At 67.4% G+C, this 20210-nt stretch carries 19 protein-coding genes; 14 read left to right on the top strand and 5 right to left on the bottom strand.

Features of this window, described 5'->3' with window-relative positions:
• The first annotated feature begins 122 nt into the window (after positions 1 to 122).
• The 3 genes from D5S18_RS08510 to D5S18_RS08500 all read left to right on the top strand — a co-directional run bounded on the left by D5S18_RS08510 (position 123) and on the right by D5S18_RS08500 (position 3272).
• On the top strand, positions 123 to 956 hold the full coding sequence (locus D5S18_RS08510; RefSeq protein ID WP_120039298.1) for an SAM-dependent methyltransferase: 834 nt from the start codon (positions 123 to 125) through the stop codon (positions 954 to 956).
• A 31-nt stretch (positions 957 to 987) separates the two neighbouring features.
• Positions 988 to 1668 carry a GAP family protein gene (locus tag D5S18_RS08505; RefSeq protein ID WP_120039297.1) on the top strand — a complete coding sequence of 227 codons (681 nt, stop codon included), beginning with the start codon at positions 988 to 990 and terminating at the stop codon, positions 1666 to 1668.
• Positions 1669 to 1784: 116 nt separating this feature from the next.
• Positions 1785 to 3272 carry a DUF4246 domain-containing protein gene (locus D5S18_RS08500; protein ID WP_120039296.1) on the top strand — a complete coding sequence of 496 codons (1488 nt, stop codon included), beginning with the start codon at positions 1785 to 1787 and terminating at the stop codon, positions 3270 to 3272.
• 9 nt (positions 3273 to 3281) lie between these two features.
• Here D5S18_RS08500 and D5S18_RS08495 read toward each other — a convergent pair whose 3' ends face one another.
• A complete protein-coding gene (locus D5S18_RS08495; protein WP_120040385.1) occupies positions 3282 to 4034 on the bottom strand; it encodes a uracil-DNA glycosylase in 753 nt (250 codons plus the stop codon).
• 289 nt (positions 4035 to 4323) lie between these two features.
• On the opposite strand from D5S18_RS08495, the gene D5S18_RS08490 reads away from it, so the two are divergent.
• From D5S18_RS08490 to D5S18_RS08470, 5 genes are all read left to right on the top strand, one after another.
• Positions 4324 to 4767, top strand: coding sequence for a GyrI-like domain-containing protein (locus D5S18_RS08490; protein WP_120040382.1), 444 nt, complete (start codon positions 4324 to 4326; stop codon positions 4765 to 4767).
• Positions 4764 to 5198, top strand: coding sequence for an effector binding domain-containing protein (locus D5S18_RS08485; RefSeq protein WP_120039295.1), 435 nt, complete (start codon positions 4764 to 4766; stop codon positions 5196 to 5198). The genes D5S18_RS08490 and D5S18_RS08485 overlap by 4 nt, the downstream gene beginning before the upstream one ends.
• Before the next feature lie 533 nt (positions 5199 to 5731).
• Positions 5732 to 7612 (top strand): putative bifunctional diguanylate cyclase/phosphodiesterase, encoded by a 1881-nt coding sequence (locus D5S18_RS08480; RefSeq protein WP_120039294.1) that lies wholly within the window; start codon positions 5732 to 5734, stop codon positions 7610 to 7612.
• A gap of 13 nt (positions 7613 to 7625) precedes the next feature.
• Positions 7626 to 8624, top strand: coding sequence for a GAF domain-containing protein (locus D5S18_RS08475; protein ID WP_120039293.1), 999 nt, complete (start codon positions 7626 to 7628; stop codon positions 8622 to 8624).
• A 133-nt stretch (positions 8625 to 8757) separates the two neighbouring features.
• Entirely contained in the window at positions 8758 to 9885 is a 1128-nt protein-coding gene (locus tag D5S18_RS08470) for a glycosyltransferase (RefSeq protein ID WP_120039292.1), read from the top strand.
• 44 nt (positions 9886 to 9929) lie between these two features.
• On the opposite strand, the gene D5S18_RS08465 is transcribed toward D5S18_RS08470, so the two are convergent.
• Complete coding sequence (locus D5S18_RS08465) at positions 9930 to 10379, bottom strand: GNAT family N-acetyltransferase (protein WP_239003628.1); 450 nt, start codon at positions 10377 to 10379, stop codon at positions 9930 to 9932.
• Between the two features lie 68 nt (positions 10380 to 10447).
• Positions 10448 to 10933 carry a redox-sensitive transcriptional activator SoxR gene (gene soxR, locus D5S18_RS08460; protein WP_120040380.1) on the bottom strand — a complete coding sequence of 162 codons (486 nt, stop codon included), beginning with the start codon at positions 10931 to 10933 and terminating at the stop codon, positions 10448 to 10450.
• Between the two features lie 155 nt (positions 10934 to 11088).
• Between soxR and arcA the strand changes: the two genes are divergently transcribed.
• Together arcA and D5S18_RS08450 are read left to right on the top strand one after the other, a co-directional pair.
• Positions 11089 to 12393 carry an arginine deiminase gene (gene arcA / locus D5S18_RS08455; protein WP_120039290.1) on the top strand — a complete coding sequence of 435 codons (1305 nt, stop codon included), beginning with the start codon at positions 11089 to 11091 and terminating at the stop codon, positions 12391 to 12393.
• An 8-nt stretch (positions 12394 to 12401) separates the two neighbouring features.
• The gene (locus D5S18_RS08450) at positions 12402 to 12761 is read left to right on the top strand and encodes a GntR family transcriptional regulator (RefSeq protein ID WP_120039289.1); all 360 of its coding nucleotides are present in this window, start codon (positions 12402 to 12404) and stop codon (positions 12759 to 12761) included.
• A 55-nt stretch (positions 12762 to 12816) separates the two neighbouring features.
• Here the strand turns inward: D5S18_RS08450 and D5S18_RS08445 are convergent, their stop codons facing one another.
• Positions 12817 to 14421: a dolichyl-phosphate-mannose--protein mannosyltransferase gene (locus D5S18_RS08445; RefSeq protein WP_239003627.1), complete on the bottom strand. Its 1605-nt coding sequence runs from the start codon at positions 14419 to 14421 to the stop codon at positions 12817 to 12819.
• A gap of 54 nt (positions 14422 to 14475) precedes the next feature.
• Between D5S18_RS08445 and rsmI the strand changes: the two genes are divergently transcribed.
• Positions 14476 to 15402, top strand: coding sequence for a 16S rRNA (cytidine(1402)-2'-O)-methyltransferase (gene rsmI, locus D5S18_RS08440; protein WP_120039287.1), 927 nt, complete (start codon positions 14476 to 14478; stop codon positions 15400 to 15402).
• A gap of 123 nt (positions 15403 to 15525) precedes the next feature.
• Positions 15526 to 16275, top strand: coding sequence for an isocitrate lyase/PEP mutase family protein (locus tag D5S18_RS08435; RefSeq protein WP_120040378.1), 750 nt, complete (start codon positions 15526 to 15528; stop codon positions 16273 to 16275).
• A 54-nt stretch (positions 16276 to 16329) separates the two neighbouring features.
• Here D5S18_RS08435 and metG read toward each other — a convergent pair whose 3' ends face one another.
• Positions 16330 to 17889: a methionine--tRNA ligase gene (gene metG / locus D5S18_RS08430; protein ID WP_120039286.1), complete on the bottom strand. Its 1560-nt coding sequence runs from the start codon at positions 17887 to 17889 to the stop codon at positions 16330 to 16332.
• A gap of 84 nt (positions 17890 to 17973) precedes the next feature.
• Here metG and D5S18_RS08425 point away from each other — a divergent pair, with 84 nt between their 5' ends.
• Together D5S18_RS08425 and D5S18_RS08420 are read left to right on the top strand one after the other, a co-directional pair.
• On the top strand, positions 17974 to 18801 hold the full coding sequence (locus tag D5S18_RS08425; RefSeq protein ID WP_120039285.1) for a TatD family hydrolase: 828 nt from the start codon (positions 17974 to 17976) through the stop codon (positions 18799 to 18801).
• Between the two features lie 198 nt (positions 18802 to 18999).
• Positions 19000 to 20133, top strand: a complete 1134-nt coding sequence (locus D5S18_RS08420) for a resuscitation-promoting factor (protein ID WP_120039284.1) — start codon at positions 19000 to 19002, stop codon at positions 20131 to 20133.
• The last annotated feature ends 77 nt before the right edge of the window (positions 20134 to 20210 follow it).

Here is a 20210-nt window from a genome sequence, read left to right as displayed (position 1 = left end):
TTCGTGTCGAATTGCCTTGGTGTGCCTGGCGATTCGTCGGTTGTGGGGGTAACCCTCCGCGCAGCGCCGGTGTGCGGGAGACTCGACATGCCGATGATTGCCTACGCGTAGGGGAGTTTTCGATGTCTGAGTCCTTCGCCGCCTATCCGAGCGCGGTGCCGGTCGGGGTCGACACCACCCGCGCGAGCATCGCGCGTGTCTACGATGCGGCGCTGAACGGCAAGGACAATTTCGAGGTGGACCGCCTGGTGCTGGACCAGGTGCGCGCCGTCGCCCCGGCCGTCGCCGAATTGGCCTGGGCCAACCGGGATTTTCTCATTCGCGCCTGCCGCTTCCTCGCCAAGGAGGCAGGGATCACCCAGTATCTGGATCTGGGATCGGGACTGCCGACGGCCGAGAACACCCACCAGGTGGTGCAGCGGGTCGATCCGGAATCGACCGTGGTCTATGTGGACAACGATCCGATGGTGCTCGCGCACGCCAGGGCGCTGCTGGCCAACAACCGCCGCACCTGCATCGCCACCGCCGATATCTTCCAGCCGCTCGAGGTGCTCAAGGAGCCGACGGTGCGCGAGCACCTGGATTTCAAGAAGCCGATCGCGCTGTTCCAGATCGGCACGCTGCACCACTACCTCGGCGAGGACGCGGCCGCGCTCATGCAGACCTATATCGATGCGCTGCCGTCGGGCTCCTTCGTCGCCATCGCGCACTTCTACGATCCGCAGACCCCCGAGTTGAGCGAACTGGCCCAGAAGATGGAGGACAAGTTCGTGCACAGCCCGATGGGCAGTGGTCGATTCCGCACCGGGGATGAGATCCGGGCCATGTTCGGCACCCTGGAGATGATCGAACCCGGTTTGGTGCTGTGCGATGACTGGTGGCCGGATGGTCCGCGACTGTCCCCGCTGATCCCCGTGCGGCAGTGCATCGTCGGCGGTGTCGGGCGCAAGAAATAGTCTCAGCAACCGTCCAGTAGGTTCGGTGGGGATGCTGACACTTCTCCTGGCGCTCACCGGATTCGCGCTGCTCGACGCCCTCGATGTCCTGGTAGTCGGCGTCACCACCGCCGTCGTGTACGACAGTCGTCTCGGTCGCCGCTCCCCGGTGCCCGGCGGCTTGAGCTTCATCGGCGGCGTTTTCCTGGTGACCACCGTCTTCGGGCTGCTGACCGTGCTCGGGTTGAACTTCCTGACCGATATGTTCGATTTCCGGATCACCCCCGGCATCCGCTATCGCGGCGAACTGCTGGTCGGTCTGGTGCTGCTCCCGCTGGCGCTGCTGCGTCCACCCGCCGAATCGGCGACGCCGCCGTGGGCGCTGGCACTGCGCCGCCGCCCGTGGCTGCTCGGGTTGGCCGGGATCGGGATCGGGCTCGGCAAGACGCCGACCGCCGTGCCCTATCTGGCCGGGTTGGCCATGCTGTCGGCCTATGACCCCCGACCCGCGATTTGGCCGCTGATAGTCGTTGCCTATTGCGCCTTGGCCCTGTTTCCGCCGGTTGTTGTCCTGGCTCTCGCGACGCGAAAGTCCTTGCGCGCTCGCCGCGTCTATCGGTTTCTGGTCCGCGGGTTGGCCCGGTACGGTCCGCCCTCGGTTCGCATTCTGTTCGCGATCGTGGGTGTCGGTCTGATCGTCGACGCACTGATCCATTACTCGAACGTCTTCTGATCGGATTGGCGGGCAACCGATTCCGGACTTGTCGGCGCGGGACCGTAGAGTCGCGTCTCGGTCGACCCAGCCGAGTATTCCCGGTGTCGCCGGGGAACCATGAGAGATTCGAGACAATGACTGACCGATCTGCTTATCCACTGCCCTTTTTCGGATCAGACAGGCTGCCGGTCGCCCCGGCGCGCACGCTGCGGGAACTGCAAATGATGCGGTTGAGCGCGCATATTCGGGCCAAGGCGCAGTGGTTCGTGAAGAAGGACGACGCCGAGATCGTCGCCAGGTGGACGCGGGAAGCGGCGGAACAGGGTCTGACCGAGGCGCAGATTCGCTATGTGCTGGACGAATTGGCGTACTACGCCGAGCTGCGCGACGAGCGAACGGGTATCGAGGTATCCGCGGTCGATGGGGTGTGGCAGTCGGACAGCCTGATCGATGACGAATTGAGATCCCGGCTGCGGGAGGCGGTTCGGGTGCTGGAGCAGGTGCCCGAGGCGGAGCGGGACTGGCATCCCGGCTCGAATGGGCAGGTGCTGGATCTGGTTCATCCGTCGCTGTTCTGCCGGGTGCGCGGGGTGAGCGGCACGGACGAGTCGGCGTGGCCGAAGAAGCCCCGAAATGCGCAGTACGCGGTGTCGGAGAAGTTCCAGTGGTTGCCCACCGATGTCGAGATCGGCGCGGACGGTTCGGTCGATTTCCTTTCCTACATCAACAATGTCCACCCCGAGGACCACCGCGAACTCGCCGCCGTTGTGCCCGAGGTCTTCGCGCGGCTGCGTCCGCTGTTCGAGAAGGTGCTCACCGACCTGCGGCAGCCGCGTCCGGTGCGCATCGAGGTCGATCCCTATTCCTGGTACGACGAAGCCGACGAGCCGGTCTATCCCTCGGATGGGGACGACAAGGCGGCGGTGGCCGAGTACGAAAGCGCCTGGGAGGAGTGGGAGGAGACCCGTCGCCCGATGGTCCCGGACGCTCCCACCTTCAGCCCGCCCGCACGCCCGGATACTCGGGTGGATCTGCGCGGCAATCGAATCCAGGTCATCGTCAAACTCGCCAATATTCACCTCACTCCCGAGAGTCCCGAATATCCCGGCGGGAGTTGGCATGTCGAGGGCATGCTGAACGAGCGCATTGTCTCGACCGGCATCTACTACTGGGACAGCGCGAATATCACCGACAGCGCGCTCGGTTTCCGGGCGGCCATCGAAGATCCGGACTACGAACAGAACGACGACAACGGTGTGCGCGAGGTCTACGGCATCGATGACGAAGACCAAATGAATCAGTTGCTCGGCTCGGTGCGCACCGATGCGGGACGCTGCCTGGCCTTCCCGAATGTCCTCCAGCACCGCGTCGCGCCGTTCCGCCTCGCGGACCCGACGCGACCGGGGCATCGAAAGATCCTGGCGTTCTTCCTCGTCGAACCCTCGATTCCGATCGTCTCGACCTCCGACATACCGCCCCAGCAGCCCTGGTCGCCGACCACCACCATGACCCTCGACCAGGCCGAGGAATACCGCGAGCAACTGATGCGCGAGCGGAAATTCTTCCTCGACGAACACAATGAGGAGATGTACGAACGGGAATTCTCCCTCTGCGAACACTGAACCGCTGCGTCAGAGTCCCGCCGCGATCTTCGCATCGGTCAGTACGGATTCGAGCATCGCCGGGGTGAGTCTGCCCGTGAACGTATTCTGCTGACTCACGTGGTAGCAACCGAACAGGTGCACGGGATTTCGGGTCGGCGAGGAGAGTAGTAGGTGGGCGGCGTGGGCGAATCTCGGTCGGGGACGGGGGATTTCCCAGCCCGATTCACCCAGTGCCGGGAGCAGAGCCTGCCAGCCGAACGCGCCGAGCACCACGATGACGCGCAGGGTGGGGGCCAGCAGCGCGAGTTCGGTGCGCAGCCAGTGGCGGCAGCGGTCGCGCTCGTCGGGGGCGGGCTTGTTATCGGGTGGGGCGCAGTGCACGGGGGCGGTGATGCGCACGCCGCGCAGGCGCAGGCCGTCGTCGCGGTGGGTGGCGGTGGGCTGATTGGCCAGGCCGACGGCGTGCAGCGCCGCGAAGAGCACATCGCCGCTGCGGTCTCCGGTGAACATACGACCGGTGCGGTTGCCGCCGTGCGCCGCCGGGGCCAGGCCGACGAGGAGTAGGCGGGCGTCGGGGGGTCCGAATCCGGGGACGGGTCGGCCCCAATAGGTTTCGTCCCGGAATGCGGCGCGCTTGTCCCTGGCGATTTTCTCCCGCCAGGCGACCAGCCGGGGACAGGCCCGGCATTCGGCGACGGCCGCGTCCAACTCGGCGACGGTCCGGCAGTGGGTGTCCGGGTATCCCGCGACGACCAGGGGCCGCGCGCTTGCCTGCTCCATCGGACCTCCGTTCGTTGCCGCTGCCGTCCGCGAATCGCTCCGAGTATCCATCCGGAGTGTGCTCTCGAACACATCCCGCACCGGCGCGGACGGCGTCGCCGCATCGAATCATCCCTCGAATCGGATGACGTCCAGGGCCGGAACGCCAATTCCGCAGAGTCGAACATCGAGGACAAATAGTGATCTCTCGGACCAGGCCGAGGTTGATAACATGGCCTTTCCGACCGATCCGGATGCACCGCGCAGCCTGCCGCGGGTCCGGTGGATTCGCCTCGAGAGAGTTCCTTCCATGCAGTTTGACATCGTCGAGCGGGACGAGACGTGGGTTGCCGGGCTACCGGTGCGCAGCCCGAAGCGTGCGCTCGGGGAACTGCGTGACCATGACCTGGAGGCCGCCTGGGCGGCGGTGCTGCACCAGGATCTGGGCGGCCCCCTGGCCAGTGCCTACACCGACTTCTCCGTTGACCTGGGCACCTACAACACGCAGATCGTCGGCTACCAGTGCGATTCGTTCGCCGAGGTCACCCGCGGTCATCTGGTGGCGCGCCTGCCGCGCGGCACCTATGCCCGTTTCTCCTCGGTCGGCAATTTCCCGCAGGTCATGACCGACCTGTGGACCCAGATCGCCTACGCCGAGGAGCACAATCAGATCCGGCGCACCCATACGGGGGATTTCGAGTGCTATCCGCACGCGTACAAGATCGAGCTATACCTGGCGGTAGCGGAGCGATGACATACACGATTGTGGTGCGGGGCGAGGCCACCTACGGTGGCTTGGTGGTGCCGCGGGTGCGTCCCAGCTTCAAGGTGAGCAATAGCGACCTCATCGAATTCCTGAAGGATCGGCTGCGCGATCGGGCGGGTGACGAGCATCGACTGCATACGGTGTACGTCCCGGATCCGGCGGGCAATTGCAATGCTCTGGTCTGTTTCGAATATCCGGATCCGGCTGCCGTGCCGATCGGTGATGTGCTGGTGCGGGTGCCTAAAGGCGTTTACGCGCGCTTTGCCCCGAATGGCGACTACCACGATCCGGTGGAGGATGTGTGGGCGCAGGTCGACGATGCGACGGCCTCGGCCGAGATCACCAGGGCTTATCGCGAGGAGGTCGAGGTTTGGCGCGGTCCGGATTCGGTCGAATTGTTCATTTCGATCCTTGTCTGACCATTGCTGAGCATTTGCTCATGTAGAACAAACCAGTCGTCACGTTTTGTCCGCTACCCATTGGCAACCTTTTGACCTGGGGAAATAACGGGGCGCGCCATCGGGTTTCGGAATATTTGCCGGATATCTGTTCAATTCCTGCCCGATGAACGATACTGCCCTAGGCACCCGGCCCCGCTCGCGGCTCACCCGGCTACGACGCGTGAGCCGCACGGCCCGTAACCGCGCCAGACGCGCAGTAATGGAGTGGAAAGACCATGACCTTCGCAGCGAGCGCCGCCATCCCGGCGCGGCCCGCCGCAGCAGCGCGGCCCGGTGACGCACCCCCGGCGCGGCGGTTCGCGCGGTGACCCAGCCGCCGCAGCGGACATTCGCGGATACACTGGCCGGACTCGCGAGTCGCTTCCTGGACTTACCGGTGGCGCCCGGACATGAGACCATGACGGTGGTGCCGCGCCTGAGCTCAGCGGTAGCTGCCACTGCCCGTGATCGGCGGCCTCCGGCGTCGGGCGCGGACACTCGTAGTTAGCGCGATGGGAGATAAGGTGCCTCGGCGGACGCTCGACTCGCTGGTGACCCAGGTCGCCTCTGAGCTGATGGGTGTCGATGCCACCACGATGGTGGCGGCAACCGAGGATGTGCTGGCCCGACTGATCGACCATTTCGATGTCGACTACGCCTATGTGCGTCATACCGATCGCGAACTACGCGCAACCATTCTGATGGCCGAATGGCCGCGGCGCGCACCGATTCCGAATCCGGACCCGATGCACACGGTCTCCTTCGACCGGCCGCATTTCCTGTTCGGCGAGATCGAGCACGCGACCGAACCGATCCTCACCGGCCCCATGCCCATGTGCGCGGCCATGCGCGAAGCCTTCGGCTGGGACCGGGAGATATCCCACCTGACCTCGGCCGCCGTCCCGCTGGTCTCGCGCGGCGAACCCACCGGCCTACTCGGCTTCGTCAAAGCGGGCGAACGGGATTGGAGCACCAGGGAGATCAATGTCCTCAAGGCCATCGCCGCGCTGTTCGCCCAACTCCAGGCGCGGGTGGTGGCCGAGGAACAACTCCGCTACATCGCCCTGCACGACGACCTGACCGGCCTGGCCAACCGCCGGGCACTGCTGGAACATATGGAGGACCGGCTCCGACCGGGCAGTCCGGGTCCGGTGGCCACCTTCTTCCTCGATCTCGATCGCCTCAAGGCGCTCAACGACTTCCTGGGTCACACGGCCGGTGACAACTTCATCCGCACCCTGTCCGGACGGCTGCGCGAACATCTCGACCCGCACGACATGATCGCCCGCCTCGGCGGCGACGAATTCGTCATCGTGCCCGCCAAACCCATGGACGCCGTCGCCGCCGAACTGGAGGCCGTGCGCATTCAGCAGCTCATCGGCAGGCGCGTGGTCGTCGGCGGCGAATCGGTGAGCAGGCGGGCCAGCGTCGGCGTCGCGGTCGGCATGCCGGGCGAGACCACGGTGGCCGATCTGCTGCGCGGCGCCGATCACGCACTGCTGTCGGCGAAATCCGGTGGCGGCAACGGGGTCGCGGTATTCACCGATGCCATGCGCGCCCAATTCGAACTCCAGGACGATGTGGAGTTGAACCTGCGCGGCGCGGTCGCCGACGGATCCATGCTGCTGCACTACCAGCCCGAGGTGGATCTGCGCACCGGCCGGATCGTCGCGCTGGAGGCGCTGGTCCGCTGGATGCATCCCACCAGGGGTCTGCTGCCGCCCGCCGCGTTCGTCACCGTGGCCGAGGCCACCAACCTCGCGGGTGAGTTGGGGCGCTGGGTGATTCGCTCGGCCTGCGCCCAATTCGCCGAATGGCGCAGGCGCGGCCTGGCGGGCAATGTGGTGATGCGGATCAATGTCTCGCCGGTGCAGTTGGTGAGCCTGGATTTCGTCGAGCGGATCGAGGATATCCTGCGGCTGTTCGGCATCGACGGCAGTTCGGTCTGCCTGGAGATCACCGAACACGTCGTGGTGCAGGATCTGGCCAGGACCCAGGTCACGTTGCGCGGACTCAAGCGGATGGGCGTGCAGATCGCCATCGACGATTTCGGCACCGGCTACAGTTCGCTCTCGCACCTCAAGGCGCTCCCCGTCGACGCGGTGAAGATCGACCGCGGATTCGTACAGCGCCTCGGTGCCAGCACCGACGATCTGGCCATTGTGAAATCCATTATCGGCCTTGCCGGTTCGTTCGGACTCGGGGTGGTCGGCGAGGGCGTGGAGACGCCCGTCGCGGCGCGCACCCTGGTCGGCCTCGGCTGCTACCGCGCGCAGGGCTTCCTCATCGCCAGGCCGATGCCCGCCGACGAGGTGGAGGCGCACCTGTCGGTCGGGCGCATCCCGCTGGAACTCGATCTGCCGAGGGTGGGTCGCGGCCAAACCGCTCGGTGAGGCGACTTCGCCCATGTCCCACGATGATTGGCTGCTGATCGAAACCCTCGGCTATGAGCGGCGACCCACGCTGGTCGCCGACGGCGTCAGGGTGCGCGACTGGGCGAATCCGCTGCGGGCGCAGCGCGAACCGGGTGACGTGGGCCGTCGGATCCTCGAAGTCGTCCGGCGCTGCGTCGAAACGGTCTCCGCTGCAACGTGTTCCACCGAGGAGTCGGTGGTGCTCGGCATTCCGGTCCGCTGCGCGTTCGGCGCGGTGCACGGCGTTCAGGTGTGGGTCGGCGCGGCCGATGCCACGCCGCCGCCGAGACGCGGCGCGGCGGCATGGGATTGGGACGCCGATACCCAAATGGCGAAGCACGGGCCGGGTTTGGAGGAACTGGCCTGGCGGCGCGCCCCGGCCGAGGTCCGCGTCACCCGCACGCCGCCGGAGGTCTTCGGCACCATGGTCGGCTTCGACGGTCGAATCGACTACATGGCCATGGTCCGGGAGATGAAGGTGGACGGGCGCTGGCAGGGTGAGGTCGACATGCTCGGCGACGACGACCGGGTGCGCCGGTTCCAGATGATCGCCAGGGCCAACCCGGTGGCGCGGCGCACCCAGGGCCTCGTGCACGAGGTCACCGATGTGCGCGAACCCCGACCGGATCCGGCGCTGTCCATGATGCGGGCCGTCTCCCGCCGCGCGCGCACCGGAATCGGTTTCGTGGAACTGGGTTTCGGCCTGATCTACGAATGGCCCAAACCACCGCCCCCGCCGCTGGAACGCTGGGCCACCGAACGCCCCGACCTGCACCCCGACGATGCCGCCGCCTTCCTTGCGGTCTGCGGTCGGATGCTGAAGGACGATCCGGAGTTCACCACCGACGAGGCGCACCGGTTGCGGTTGCGTCTTCGCTTCGCCGGAACCGACTGGATCGAGGCGTGCGCGGAGTTGGTGCACAATCGGTCCGGGCAGCCGGGTATCACCGGGCACGGGTTGCTGCGGGTTTGGCCCGAGGCCGCCGAGTAGTTCCGGCCGGGTCGACCGCACCGGGGTGCGGAGATGCCCCCGACCGGTCCGTTCGGTGGTTCTTTCACTGCTGTTCACGGGCCGTTGTACGCGACGGTTCCGTGGGTAACCCGGATCGCTGGACGATCCGAAGGTGCGCATCGTTCAGTTGGCGAACTTCTACGGTCCGCGATCCGGCGGGCTGCGCACCGCGCTGCATCACCTCGGCGCAGGATATGTGGGGGCGGGCCACGAGGTGGTGCTCATTGTTCCCGGCAGCAGGCGCGCGGAGGAGGTGCTGCCCACGGGGGCGTTGCGGATCACGCTGCCCGCCTTGGCGATTCCCTGGACAGGCGGATATCGGGCGGCCGATCCCTATCGGGTGGCCGATGTGTTGAGCGGGCTGCGACCCGATGTGCTCGAGGTGTCGGATCGGTTGACGCTGCGCGGATTCGGCCGCTGGTCGCGGCGGCGCGGGGTGGCCGGGGTGATGATCTCGCACGAGCGGCTGGATCGGCTGCTCGGCCAGGCGCTGCCCGGTCCGCTGGCCCGCCGCTGCGCCGATGTGGCCAATCGACGCACCGCCGCGGACTACGACATCGTGGTCTGCACAACGGAATTCGCGCGCGCCGAATTCCAGCGCATCGGCGCGCGCAATGTGGAGTTGGTCCCGCTGGGTGTGGATCTCGATCTGTTCAGCCCGCGTAGGCGCGACGACCGGCTGCGGGCCGATCTGGGCGCGATGGACCAACCCCTCCTGGTGCACTGCGGGCGATTGTCGGTGGAGAAGCGGGCCGACCGCAGTATCGAGGCGGTCGCCGCCCTGCGCCGCGCGGGGACCGACGTGCGTCTCGTGGTGGCGGGCGACGGTCCCCGCCGCGAAGCCCTGGAACGCCGCGCCCGCACCCTGTCCCCGCTACCGGGCGGACGACCCGCCGTACACTTCACCGGCTTCATCTCCGATCGCACCGAAGTCGCGAAACTCCTTGCTACCGCCGATGTTTCGCTCGCCCCCGGCCCGCACGAAACCTTCGGCCTCGCCGCTTTGGAGGCACTGGCGGCGGGCACCCCCGTGGTGGCCAGCCGCTCCTCGGCCCTCGCCGATATCGTCACCGCCGACTGCGGAGCGATAGCCGCCGATCACCCCGCCGCCTTCGCCGCCGCCGTGACGGAGGTGCTCGCCCTGCCGACCGCGGGCCGCCGCCGCGCCGCCCGCATTCGCGCCGAGGAGTTCACCTGGCATCGCGCCGTCGAAGGGATGCTCGCAGTCCTGGAGCGCTGAGGGCAGCGAATATCGCTGTGTCAGTTGTTGATTCGACACAGGCCCTAGCTCGGGGACGAGAAACGGTGCATTGAGTCGTCGAGACCCTCGTATTTCCACCCGATCGAGGTGAAGAACCGGAACGCCGGGGCGTTGTCCGGATGGACGAAGGCGACCCAGCCCGCAGCGGGCGGATGGCCCGACCAGCGTATCGCGCAGTCGAGTCCGTGCCTGCCGAGGGAGGAGCGACGGCGGCGCGGGTCGACCGCGATATCGGTGATGCCGTGTGCTTTTCGGTCCGAGTCCCAGGCGCAACCCACCAGTGCGACCGGACTGTCGTCACCATCGACGATCACCAGTTGCGCACCCTCGGTCTCGGCGAGGACGTAGTCGAGCCACTCCGTATCGAGGGGACCCAGTTCCCGATTCAGCGTCTCGTCCTCGAACCACTCCTGCACCCAGGTCCAGTCCGGTCTGGTCATCGGGCGGGCGGTCAGAGCCGAAACGTCATTCATCACATCATTCTGCCGGACCGAGCACCCGGTGGTCCGCCGCGATGACCTGTTCCGCGCGAGCGATTGCTTCAGCAGGCTTCGGGCTTCTCCGGGCAGTTGAGGTGGGTGTCGAGCACCCGCGCGCCGGGGCCGTCGGTGCCGAGGCGGTCGCGCTCGTTGACCAGTTTGCAGCTGCCCAGTGAGAGGCAGCCGCAGCCGATGCAGCCGGTGAGGTTGTCGCGCAGGCGGATCAGTTGGTCGATGCGGTCGTCGAGGTCGGCGCGCCAGGTGGTGGATAGCGTCTCCCAGTCGCGTCGAGTGGGGGTGCGGCCCTCGGGGAGTCGGTCGAGTGCGGAGCGAATCTCGCTGAGCGGGATGCCGACCCGCTGGGAGATGCGGATGAAGGCGACCCGGCGCAGCGTCTCGCGGGTGTAGCGGCGCTGATTGCCGCTGGTGCGGCGGCTGGAGATGAGGCCCTCGCGTTCGTAGAAGTGCAACGCGGACACCGCGACTCCGCTACGCTCGGACAACTGACCGGGTGTCAGTTCCTTCGCTCGCCAATCGGCCGTAGACATGCGCACTCCTCCATTCATCTCAACCATACTTCAGGTTAGGGTGCGCTCGGGTGCGATTCGGACTCAGGCCCGGTCACGGGACGCCGAGGCAGGGCCGATGCTCCGAACGGGGGGATTTCCGTGCTCGAGCGGGCGCGGGACACTACGGTCGGAGCATGGCAGACGATCCCGCCGACGGCACCGCCCGGCGCGTATCCCCCGAGTCGCGCCCCGGCCTGTCGGTGACCTCCGAGGTCGGCGCGTTGCGTACGGTCCTGCTGCACCGGCCTGGCGACGAATTGCGCAGACTCACCCCGCGCAATGCCGATCAATTGCTCTTCGACGGCATCCCGTGGGTGGAGCGCGCCCAACAGGAGCACGACACCTTCGCGGGAGTCCTGCGCTCGCGCGGCGTAGAGGTGCTGCTGCTGGCCGACCTACTCGCCGAGACCCTCGCCGCCAGCGGCGCGGCGCGGGTGCAGGGCATCACCGGCGCGGTCGATCCGCGCCGCCTCGGCCATGCCCTGGCCGAGGAGTTGGCGGCCTACCTGCGCGGCGTCCCCGCCGCCGAGTTGGCCGATATCCTCATGGCGGGCATGACCTTCGACGAACTGCCCTTCGGTCCGGACGCGGCCTCGCTGGTGCGCCGCATGCACCATGGCAATGATTTCGTCATCGACCCGCTGCCCAATCTCATGTTCACCAGGGACTCCTCGTTCTGGGTCGGGCCGAGGGTGGCCATCACCTCGCTGGCGCTGCCCGCCCGCACCCGCGAGACCTCCCTCACCGACCTGATCTACGCCTTCCATCCCCGCTTCCTCGGCGTGCGGCGGGCCTACGAGTCGCACACCGCCCCCATCGAGGGCGGCGATGTGCTGCTGCTCGCGCCCGGTGTGGTGGCGGTGGGCGTCGGCGAGCGCACCACCCCGGCGGGTGCGGAAGCGTTGGCGCGCAGCCTTTTCGACGACGACCTGGCGCACACCGTCCTGGTGGTGCCCATCGCGCAGAATCGGGCCACCATGCACCTGGACACGGTGTGCACCATGGTCGACACCGATGCCGTGGTGATGTATCCGGCGGTGCGGGATTCGCTGTGCGCGTTCACGATTCAGCGCACCGATGATTATGCCGGTCGGGCCGGGCACGGTGCGGTCGGGATGCGTGGTCCCGATCCGTTCCTGCCCGCGGCGGCCGAGGCGATGGGCATCGGCAAGCTGCGGGTCATCGATACCGGGTTGGACGGCGTCACCGCCGAGCGCGAGCAGTGGGACGACGGCAACAACACCCTGGCCCTCGCGCCGGGCGTGGTCGTGGCCTACGAGCGCAACGAGATGACCAATGGCCGACTGGAGGACGCGGGCATCGAGGTGCTACGCATTCCCGGATCGGAGATCGGATCCGGGCGCGGGGGTCCGCGCTGCCTGTCCTGTCCGTTGTCCCGCGCCGAGGTCGATCATCCGTCCGGGCCGGACGGAGCGTAGGAGAGATCATGTTCCACATCACCGTCTCGCACGAGTCGCCGGTGCCGCCCTATGAGCAGTTGCGGCTCGGGATCATCGGGCAGGTCCGCTCCGGTGAACTGGCCGCGGGCACCAAGATCCCCACCGTCCGAGCGCTGGCCGCCGAACTCGGTCTCGCACCGAACACCGTGGCCCGCGCCTATCGCGAACTGGAGGCCGACGGGGTGGTGGAGACCAGGGGCAGGCAGGGTTCGTTCATCGCCTCCTCGGGCGATCCGACTCGCGACCTGGCCGGGCGGGCCGCCACCGAGTACGTGTCGGTGGTGCGGCGCTTGGGTTTGGACGATGCGAGCGCGCTGCGCTACATCACCGTCGCGCTCGAATCGTGAATCAGGTCCGGGTTTTCGCTTCGGCCGTGCGCGGGATCTCGGGCGGCTGCGCCGTTCAGCGCCAGCTGGGCAACCACAGGTGGTCGTGCCAGCTCGCGGGCGAGATGGGGAGCGCGGTCAGGATCGGCCACAGCCAAACGAAATTCGCGATCACCAAGCCGAGGTAGAGGCAGACCGCGACCAGGCCGAGCGTGTAGCGCTCGTTGGGCGCGACCGGAACGAAGGTGCCGGTGGGACTGCGCGGCACACCGGCGCGTCGGGCCGGACCGAGCACATCCCCGAGCACCAGCGCGACCCCGAGGGCCAGGAACGGGGCCAGCGGCACCGCGTAGAAGTAGTACATCTGCCGGTCCAGCGTGAGGAACCAGGGCAGGATGCCCGCGCCGTACGCGACCAGCACCGCGCCGTAGCGCCAGTCCCGGCGCACGATGGTGCGCCACAGCATCCACGCCAGCGCCGGCAAAGCCACCCACCAGATGGCAGGGGTGCCGATGAGCATGACCGCCTTGACGCAGGTGGACTGACCGCAACCGGTGACGCCCCCGTCGGCGTAGTAGTACAGCATCGGCCGCAGGCCCATCGGCCAGGTCCACGGCTTGGATTCCCACGGATGATGGTTGCCCGCCGAATTGGTCAGTCCCTCATGGAATTTCAGTGCCTCGCCGTGGTAGTACCAGAGCGAGCGCAGCGCGTCGGGCACGAGGTGGAACAAGCCGCCGCGGCCCACCTGATTGCCCACCGCGTAGCGGTCGATACCGGTCTCGCTGGTGTACCAGGCCCAATAGCTGCCGAGATAGATCGCCATGGGGATCGCGATCAACCCGTAGAGCGCGGGAATCGCGTCGCGCACCACGATGCCGGCCCACGGTCGTCGCACCCCGTACGCCCGCCGCGCCGACCAGTCGAACAGGAGCGACAGCAGCAGGAACGCGACCGCGAAATACGCGCCGGACCATTTGGTGCCGCAGGCCAATCCGAGCAGCACGCCCGCGCCGAAGCGCCACCACCGCACGCCCAAGCGCGGACCCCACGGGGTCTGTCCGATCCGTCCCTCCGCGTCGACCCGCGCCATCGCGGCCCGCATCCGATCGCGATCGACGATGACACAGCCGAACGCGGCGGTGACGAACAGCGCCAGGAAGATATCCAGCATGCCGATGCGCGAGGAGACGAAGGTCAAACCATCGGCGATGAGCAGGATTCCGGCGATGGCGCCGATCAGCGTCGACCGCGCCAACCGCCGCGCGATCCGAATCACCAGCAGCACCAGGATCGTTCCCGCGAGGGCCGCCGAGAAACGCCATCCCGCACCGGAATAGCCGAACAGGTACTCACCGAGCGCGATCAACTGTTTGCCGATCGGCGGATGCACCACCAACCCGTAGCCGGGATTGTCCTCGACCCAGCCGCCGGTGAGCATCTGCCACGCCTGCGGCGCGTAGTGCTTCTCGTCGAATACCGGGGTGCGCGCGTCGGTGGGGTAGTCGAGCAGAGTGAAGCGCGTCACGGCGGCGATGGCGGTGAGGAAGGCCGTCACCAGCCAGCCGCGCAGCGTATCGGTGGGGCCGAAGTCCGGGATCGGCCGCAGTGGCGCGGGGCTCGACCTGGCGGGCACGGCCCCGAACGGTGCGGTCGCGCGCTGGTCGGTCACCTGGGTCACGCCCCGATGGTATGCGGTCGCGGGGAGCCGGTCGCGCATCGGTGAGGACGGCGCATGTCGGCGAGGTCGCCGCGCACAGGGCCTAAGCTATGGCCGGAAATACCAGGCGGTGAGACGGGAGCGCGGGTGGTGGAGCGGACTGCGGGCAGATTGGTGCTCGCGGCGACCCCGATGGGGGAGATCGGCGATGCCTCGCAGCGCCTGCGCGAGGCGCTGGGCACGGCCGATATCGTGGCCGCCGAGGACACCCGGCGCACCCGCGCGTTGGCCAAGGCGCTCGGTGTCGAGATCACCGGTCGGGTGGTGAGTTTCTACGACCATGTCGAGACGGCGCGGATTCCGATGCTGCTCGGCGAGATCGAGGACGGGCGCACCGTGCTGCTGGTCACCGACGCGGGCATGCCCTCGGTGAGCGATCCGGGCTACCGGATGGTCGCGGCCTGCGCCGAACGCGGACTGTCGATCACGTGTTTGCCCGGACCGTCCGCCGTCACGACGGCCCTGGCCCTTTCGGCCCTGCCGGTGGAGCGGTTCTGCTTCGACGGTTTCGCACCGCGCAAATCCGGGGCGCGCCGCGAATGGCTGCGCACCCTGCTGACCGAACCGCGGGCCTGCGTCTTCTTCGAGGCGCCGCACCGATTGGCCGACTGCCTGGCCGATGCGGTGCGGGTGCTCGGTCCGGACCGCAGGGCCGCGGTCTGCCGGGAGCTGACCAAAACCTACGAGGAGGTCGTGCGCGGCACCCTGGCCGAACTGGCGGCCTGGGCGGTCGATGGCGCGCGCGGCGAGATCACCGTGGTGCTCGCGGGGGCGCAGCCGAGATCGGTCGATCCGCACGACCTGGTCGCCGAGGTCACCGCGCTCACCGACGGCGGGATGCGGCTCAAGGACGCCTGCGGTGCGGTCGCCGCCGAGGCGGGGGTCTCGCGGCGGGAACTGTACGACGCGGTGCTGGAAGCGCGGCGCGAAGAGACCGTGTGATCGGCAGCCGACGAACTGACGTTCACGTCTGTGTCCGATTGCGGCGCTCACTGGGTTGTGTGGACAAGTCGGGGGCAGCCGACGAACTGACGTTCACGCCGGGGCGAGAGGATGATCGTTTCCATGACCTCTTTGGAAAGTAAGGCCAAGGCGTTCCTCGCGCTGCACAGGCCGGGCGATCCCGGCGTATTCCCGACGGTGTGGGATGCGTGGTCGGCGAATGTCGCGGTGGCGGCCGGGTTCTCGGCGCTGACCATCGGCAGTCATCCGATGGCCGATTCGATCGGCCGCAAGGATCAGGAGGGGATGAGTTTCGCCGAGGTGCTGACCAGGTCGCGGCAGGTGGTCGAATCGGTCGAGGTCCCGGTGTCGGTGGATATCGAATCCGGGTACGGGCTGGAACCGGCGCAACTGATCGAGGGTCTGCTCGAGATAGGCGCGATCGGCCTCAATATCGAGGACACGGTGCACCGCGAGGGCGGTCGGCTGCGGTCGGCGCAGGAGCACGCGGATTTCGTGGGCGCGCTGCGGCAGTTCGCCGATGCGGCCGGGGTGCACGTCGTGATCAATGCGCGCACCGACCTGTTCATTCGCGGGGTCGGCGCGGAGGAAGACCGCACCGATCGCGCCATCGAGCGGTTGCGTTTGGCCGCCGAGGCTGGTGCGGATTCGCTGTTCCCCGCAGGCGCACCGGAATCCGAATTGCGCCGTCTCACCGGCGAATTGCCGCTGCCGATCAGCGTGGCGGCCCAGCCGGGCGTCGCGGACAAGGCGAAATTGGCCGAGGCGGGTGTGGGCCGAATCAGCTTCGGGCCGTATTTGCAGCGGACATTGACGGCCGAGACGCAGCGTTTGTTGGCCCGCTGGAGCTAGCGAAGGGCCTTGGAGGGGTTTCGGAAGGGCCTGCGCCGCAGGCCCTTCCGAAGCTCAGTTCTTCGGTTCGATGTAGCGCGGGAAGACCGCCTGCGGCTCCGGCAGCGCCACACCCGGCACCAGCGGGGTGCCGATATCGGCGAAGGTGCGACCCTGCTGCGCCAGCAGGTCCAGGATCTTGCTCGCCGAACCCGGCATGACCGGCTGTACCAGCAGCGCCACGATGCGCACGACCTCGAGCGTCACATAGAGCACGGTGGCCTCGCGGGCCAGATCCTCGGGGGTGCCGGATTTGGCCAGTGTCCACGGGGCCTGCGCCGAGAAGTAGCGATTGGCCTCACCGAGGGTCAGCCAGATCGCTTCCAGCGCCAAATGCATTTGCTGGGCGTCGAATTCAGTGCGGCACCGGTCCAGCAGTTCGGCGGCGCGGTCCAGCATCGCCTGGTCCTCGGCGGTGAATTGGCCCGGTGTCGGTATGGCCGCGCCGCAGTCGCGCGCCACCATTTTCAGGCTGCGCTGCACCAGGTTGCCGAATTCGTTGGCCAGGTCGGCATTGACGCGCGCGACGATGGCCTCGTGGCTGTAGCTGCCGTCCTGTCCGTAGGAGATCTCGCGCAGCATGAAGAAGCGCACCTGGTCCAGGCCGTATTCGTCCACGATGGCCAGGGGGTCGACCACATTGCCGACCGACTTGGACATCTTCTCGCCCTTGTTGTAGAGGAAGCCGTGCGCGAAGACCCGCTGCGGCGGCTCGAGCCCGGCCGAGATGAGGAACGCGGGCCAGTACACGGTGTGGAACCGGGTGATGTCCTTACCGATGATGTGCAGGTTCGCGGGCCAGAACCGCTGGTAGGCGGCCGATTCGGTATCCGGGAAGCCCACGCCGGTGAGGTAGTTGGTGAGCGCGTCGACCCAGACGTACATCACGTGGTCCGGATGGCCCGGCACCGGAATACCCCAGTCGAAGGTGGTGCGCGAGACGGACAGATCCTTCAGCCCGGCCTTGACGTAATTGACGATCTCGTTGCGCGCCGAGGCGGGCGCGATGAACTCGGGGCGCTCGTCGTACAGCGCGAGCAGCCGATCCTGATACGCCGACAGGCGGAAGAAGTAGTTCGACTCCTCGGTCCAGGTGACCGGGGTGTTGGTGGTGGTGGACACGCGGGAGCCGTCCGCGCGGAGGGTCGTCTCCTCCTCGGTGTAGAACGCCTCGTCGCGCACCGAATACCAACCGGAGTAGTTGTCCAGGTAGATATCGCCATTGGCGAGCATGCGCTCCCAGATGGCGACGCTGGACACTTCGTGGTCGGCGTCGGTGGTGCGGATGAACCGGTCGAAGGAGATATCGAGCTTCTTGTCCAGCGCCTCGAAGACATCGGAGTTGCGGGCCGCGAGCTCGGCCACCGGAATGCCCTCGGCCTGCGCGGTCTGCTGCATCTTCTGACCGTGTTCGTCGGTGCCCGTCATGAAGAAGACGTCGTATCCGTCGAGCCGCTTGAAGCGGGCGATGGCATCGGCCGAGATGTACTCGTAGGCGTGGCCGATGTGCGGCGCGCCGTTCGGGTAGGCGATGGCCGTGGTCAGGTAGAAGGCGGGGCGTTCGGCGGCATTCATGGTGGCCTCTACTGTAATGCGCGTGCCAGTCTCGCTCCGCGTGAATATCCGCCCAGTGACCGCGCTGTCGATGGGAGCCCGTCGATGAGCAAGCTGCGTCCGGCGCCTGAACCGCCGCAACCCCTTGCGCCGCTGGTCGATGCGCATACCCACCTCGACGCGTGCGGGGCGAAGGACGCCGAGTCGGTGCGCGCCATGGTGGATCGCGCCGCGGCGGTGGGCGTCGGTCGAGTGGTCACCGTGGCCGACGATCTGGCCGCCGCCCAGTGGGCCGTCCGAGCCGCGCATTGGGACGATCGGGTGTTCGCTGCCGTCGCGCTGCATCCGACCCGCGCCGATGCCCTGGACGAGGCCGCGCGCACCGAGCTGACCCGCCTGGCCGCCGACCCCCGCGTGGTCGCGATCGGTGAGACCGGACTCGACTACTACTGGCCGGGAAAGCTGGAGGGCTGCGCGGATATCGAGACCCAGATCGAGGGTTTCCGCTGGCATATCGAGTTGGCCAAGCAGGTGGGCAAACCGCTGATGATCCACAATCGTGAGGCCGATCACGATCTGCTCACCGTGCTGCTCGACGAGGGTGCGCCGGAAACCGTGATCTTCCACTGCTTTTCCTCGGGCGCCGAGATGGCGCTGGCGTGCGTCGCGGAGGGGTACCTCCTCAGCTTCTCGGGCACGGTGAGCTTCAAGAACGCGCACGAGTTGCGCGAGGCGGCCAAGCTGGTGCCCGATGACCAGTTCCTGGTGGAGACCGACGCGCCCTATCTGACCCCGCACCCGTTCCGCGGTGCGCCGAATGAGCCGTACTGCCTGCCGTACACCATGCGGGCGCTGGCCGAGCTGCGCGATCGGGATCCGGTCGAGCTGGCCGAACTGAGTACCGCGAACGCGCGCCGCGTCTACGGAATCTGAAACCTCCGCACTTCGACACACCCGGCGCATCCGACGCGCCGGGTAGGGGGTCTGGACAATCAGATGTGGTCCAGGTCACATGGCATGTCCTGATTCGTGATTTACCTGCGTCGTCTATATCCGATCGTGATCGCGAAAGGCCCAGCTCCGCACGTGACTGTTGTCGACCGCCGATTCCTTCGTTATCGTCCTGTGACCATGTCCCCCTTCGTGCGGATCAACCAGTCCCGCTCGCCGCTGCTGTACGCGGCGATCGCGGCGTTGCTGGTGACGCTGATCGTCGGCGCGAGCCTGGCGATCCTGAATCGCAAAACGGTGACGGTGGTGGTCGACGGGCAGAGGGCGCTGTTCACCACCATGTCGCGCAATGTCAGGGGTGTGCTGAAGGCGGCGGGCCTGGAAGTGTCCGACCGCGACAAGGTGGTGCCCGCGCTGGCCGCCGCCATCAGCAATGGCGGGATCATCACGCTGAATCGCGCCAGACAGGTGGAGTTGGCCATCGAGGGCAAAGCGCCCGAGAAGGTGTGGACCACGGGCCTCACGGCGGGGGAGGCGGCCGCGCAGTTGAATGTCGCCAAGGATATGTACGTCGCGGCCCGCGACGACAGGCTGCCCATATCCGGGGCGGTCGTGCGGGTCGTCGGTCCGCACAATGTGTCGCTGCTCGACGGCCTCGGCAATCCGGTCGATGTCCGCCTCGCCGCGCCCACCGTCGGCGAATTCCTCGCCGCCGCGGGGATTCCGCTCATCGAACAGGACAGCGTCGAGCCGGCCGCGAACACCCCGATCGCCGACGATATGCGCGTCGTGGTGACGCGCAAACGCGTCGAGACCAAGGTGGAGAAGGGGCTTCGGCTCGAGCCGCCGGATTCGATCATCGAGGATCCGACCATGAATATGAGCCGGTCGGTGGTGGAAGCGGCGGGCGCACCCGGCGTTCAGGACGTCACCTTCGCGGTCACCATGGTCAATGGCAAAGAGGTGGACCGCCAACCGATCTCCTCGAATGTCACGGTGACGGCGAAGCCCAGGACGGTGCGCAAGGGCGTCAAACCCGGCACCGAGGTGCCTGCGGTCCAGGACGGTCCGATCTGGGACGCGTTGGCCCGTTGCGAATCCAATGGCAACTGGGGTATCGACTCCGGCAATGGCTATTTCGGTGGCATCCAATTCGATCAGGGCACCTGGGAGCGGCAGGGCGGAACCAAATACGCGCCGCGCGCCGACATGGCGACCAGGGAGGAGCAGATCGCCATCGCCGAAGTCACCAGGGCGCGGCAGGGGTGGGGCGCGTGGCCCGCCTGCACCAGTCGGCTCGGGATCGGCGACTGAGTTCCGACGCGGTAGTGCGCTCGGTTTGCTCGCACGGCGCGTTCTTGTCGCGCGAACCGGATGTGCCCCGGCGGTTT

Origin of the sequence: Nocardia panacis, from assembly GCF_003598715.1 — a bacterium.
GTDB lineage: Bacteria > Actinomycetota > Actinomycetes > Mycobacteriales > Mycobacteriaceae > Nocardia > Nocardia panacis.
This window is presented reverse-complemented; position numbering and strand designations above follow the sequence as displayed.

Bases quoted from the DNA above. Each gene is read 5' to 3' on its own strand.
- D5S18_RS08510 (WP_120039298.1), top strand. From the start codon at position 123: ATGTCTGAGTCCTTCGCCGCCTATCCGAGCGCGGTGCCGGTCGGGGTC.
- D5S18_RS08505 (WP_120039297.1), top strand. From the start codon at position 988: ATGCTGACACTTCTCCTGGCGCTCACCGGATTCGCGCTGCTCGACGCC.
- D5S18_RS08500 (WP_120039296.1), top strand. From the start codon at position 1,785: ATGACTGACCGATCTGCTTATCCACTGCCCTTTTTCGGATCAGACAGG.
- D5S18_RS08495 (WP_120040385.1), bottom strand. From the start codon at position 4,034: ATGGAGCAGGCAAGCGCGCGGCCCCTGGTCGTCGCGGGATACCCGGAC.
- D5S18_RS08490 (WP_120040382.1), top strand. From the start codon at position 4,324: ATGCAGTTTGACATCGTCGAGCGGGACGAGACGTGGGTTGCCGGGCTA.
- D5S18_RS08485 (WP_120039295.1), top strand. From the start codon at position 4,764: ATGACATACACGATTGTGGTGCGGGGCGAGGCCACCTACGGTGGCTTG.
- D5S18_RS08480 (WP_120039294.1), top strand. From the start codon at position 5,732: ATGGGAGATAAGGTGCCTCGGCGGACGCTCGACTCGCTGGTGACCCAG.
- D5S18_RS08475 (WP_120039293.1), top strand. From the start codon at position 7,626: ATGTCCCACGATGATTGGCTGCTGATCGAAACCCTCGGCTATGAGCGG.
- D5S18_RS08465 (WP_239003628.1), bottom strand. From the start codon at position 10,379: ATGAATGACGTTTCGGCTCTGACCGCCCGCCCGATGACCAGACCGGAC.
- soxR (WP_120040380.1), bottom strand. From the start codon at position 10,933: ATGTCTACGGCCGATTGGCGAGCGAAGGAACTGACACCCGGTCAGTTG.
- arcA (WP_120039290.1), top strand. From the start codon at position 11,089: ATGGCAGACGATCCCGCCGACGGCACCGCCCGGCGCGTATCCCCCGAG.
- D5S18_RS08450 (WP_120039289.1), top strand. From the start codon at position 12,402: ATGTTCCACATCACCGTCTCGCACGAGTCGCCGGTGCCGCCCTATGAG.
- rsmI (WP_120039287.1), top strand. From the start codon at position 14,476: ATGTCGGCGAGGTCGCCGCGCACAGGGCCTAAGCTATGGCCGGAAATA.
- D5S18_RS08435 (WP_120040378.1), top strand. From the start codon at position 15,526: ATGACCTCTTTGGAAAGTAAGGCCAAGGCGTTCCTCGCGCTGCACAGG.
- metG (WP_120039286.1), bottom strand. From the start codon at position 17,889: ATGAATGCCGCCGAACGCCCCGCCTTCTACCTGACCACGGCCATCGCC.
- D5S18_RS08425 (WP_120039285.1), top strand. From the start codon at position 17,974: ATGAGCAAGCTGCGTCCGGCGCCTGAACCGCCGCAACCCCTTGCGCCG.
- D5S18_RS08420 (WP_120039284.1), top strand. From the start codon at position 19,000: ATGTCCCCCTTCGTGCGGATCAACCAGTCCCGCTCGCCGCTGCTGTAC.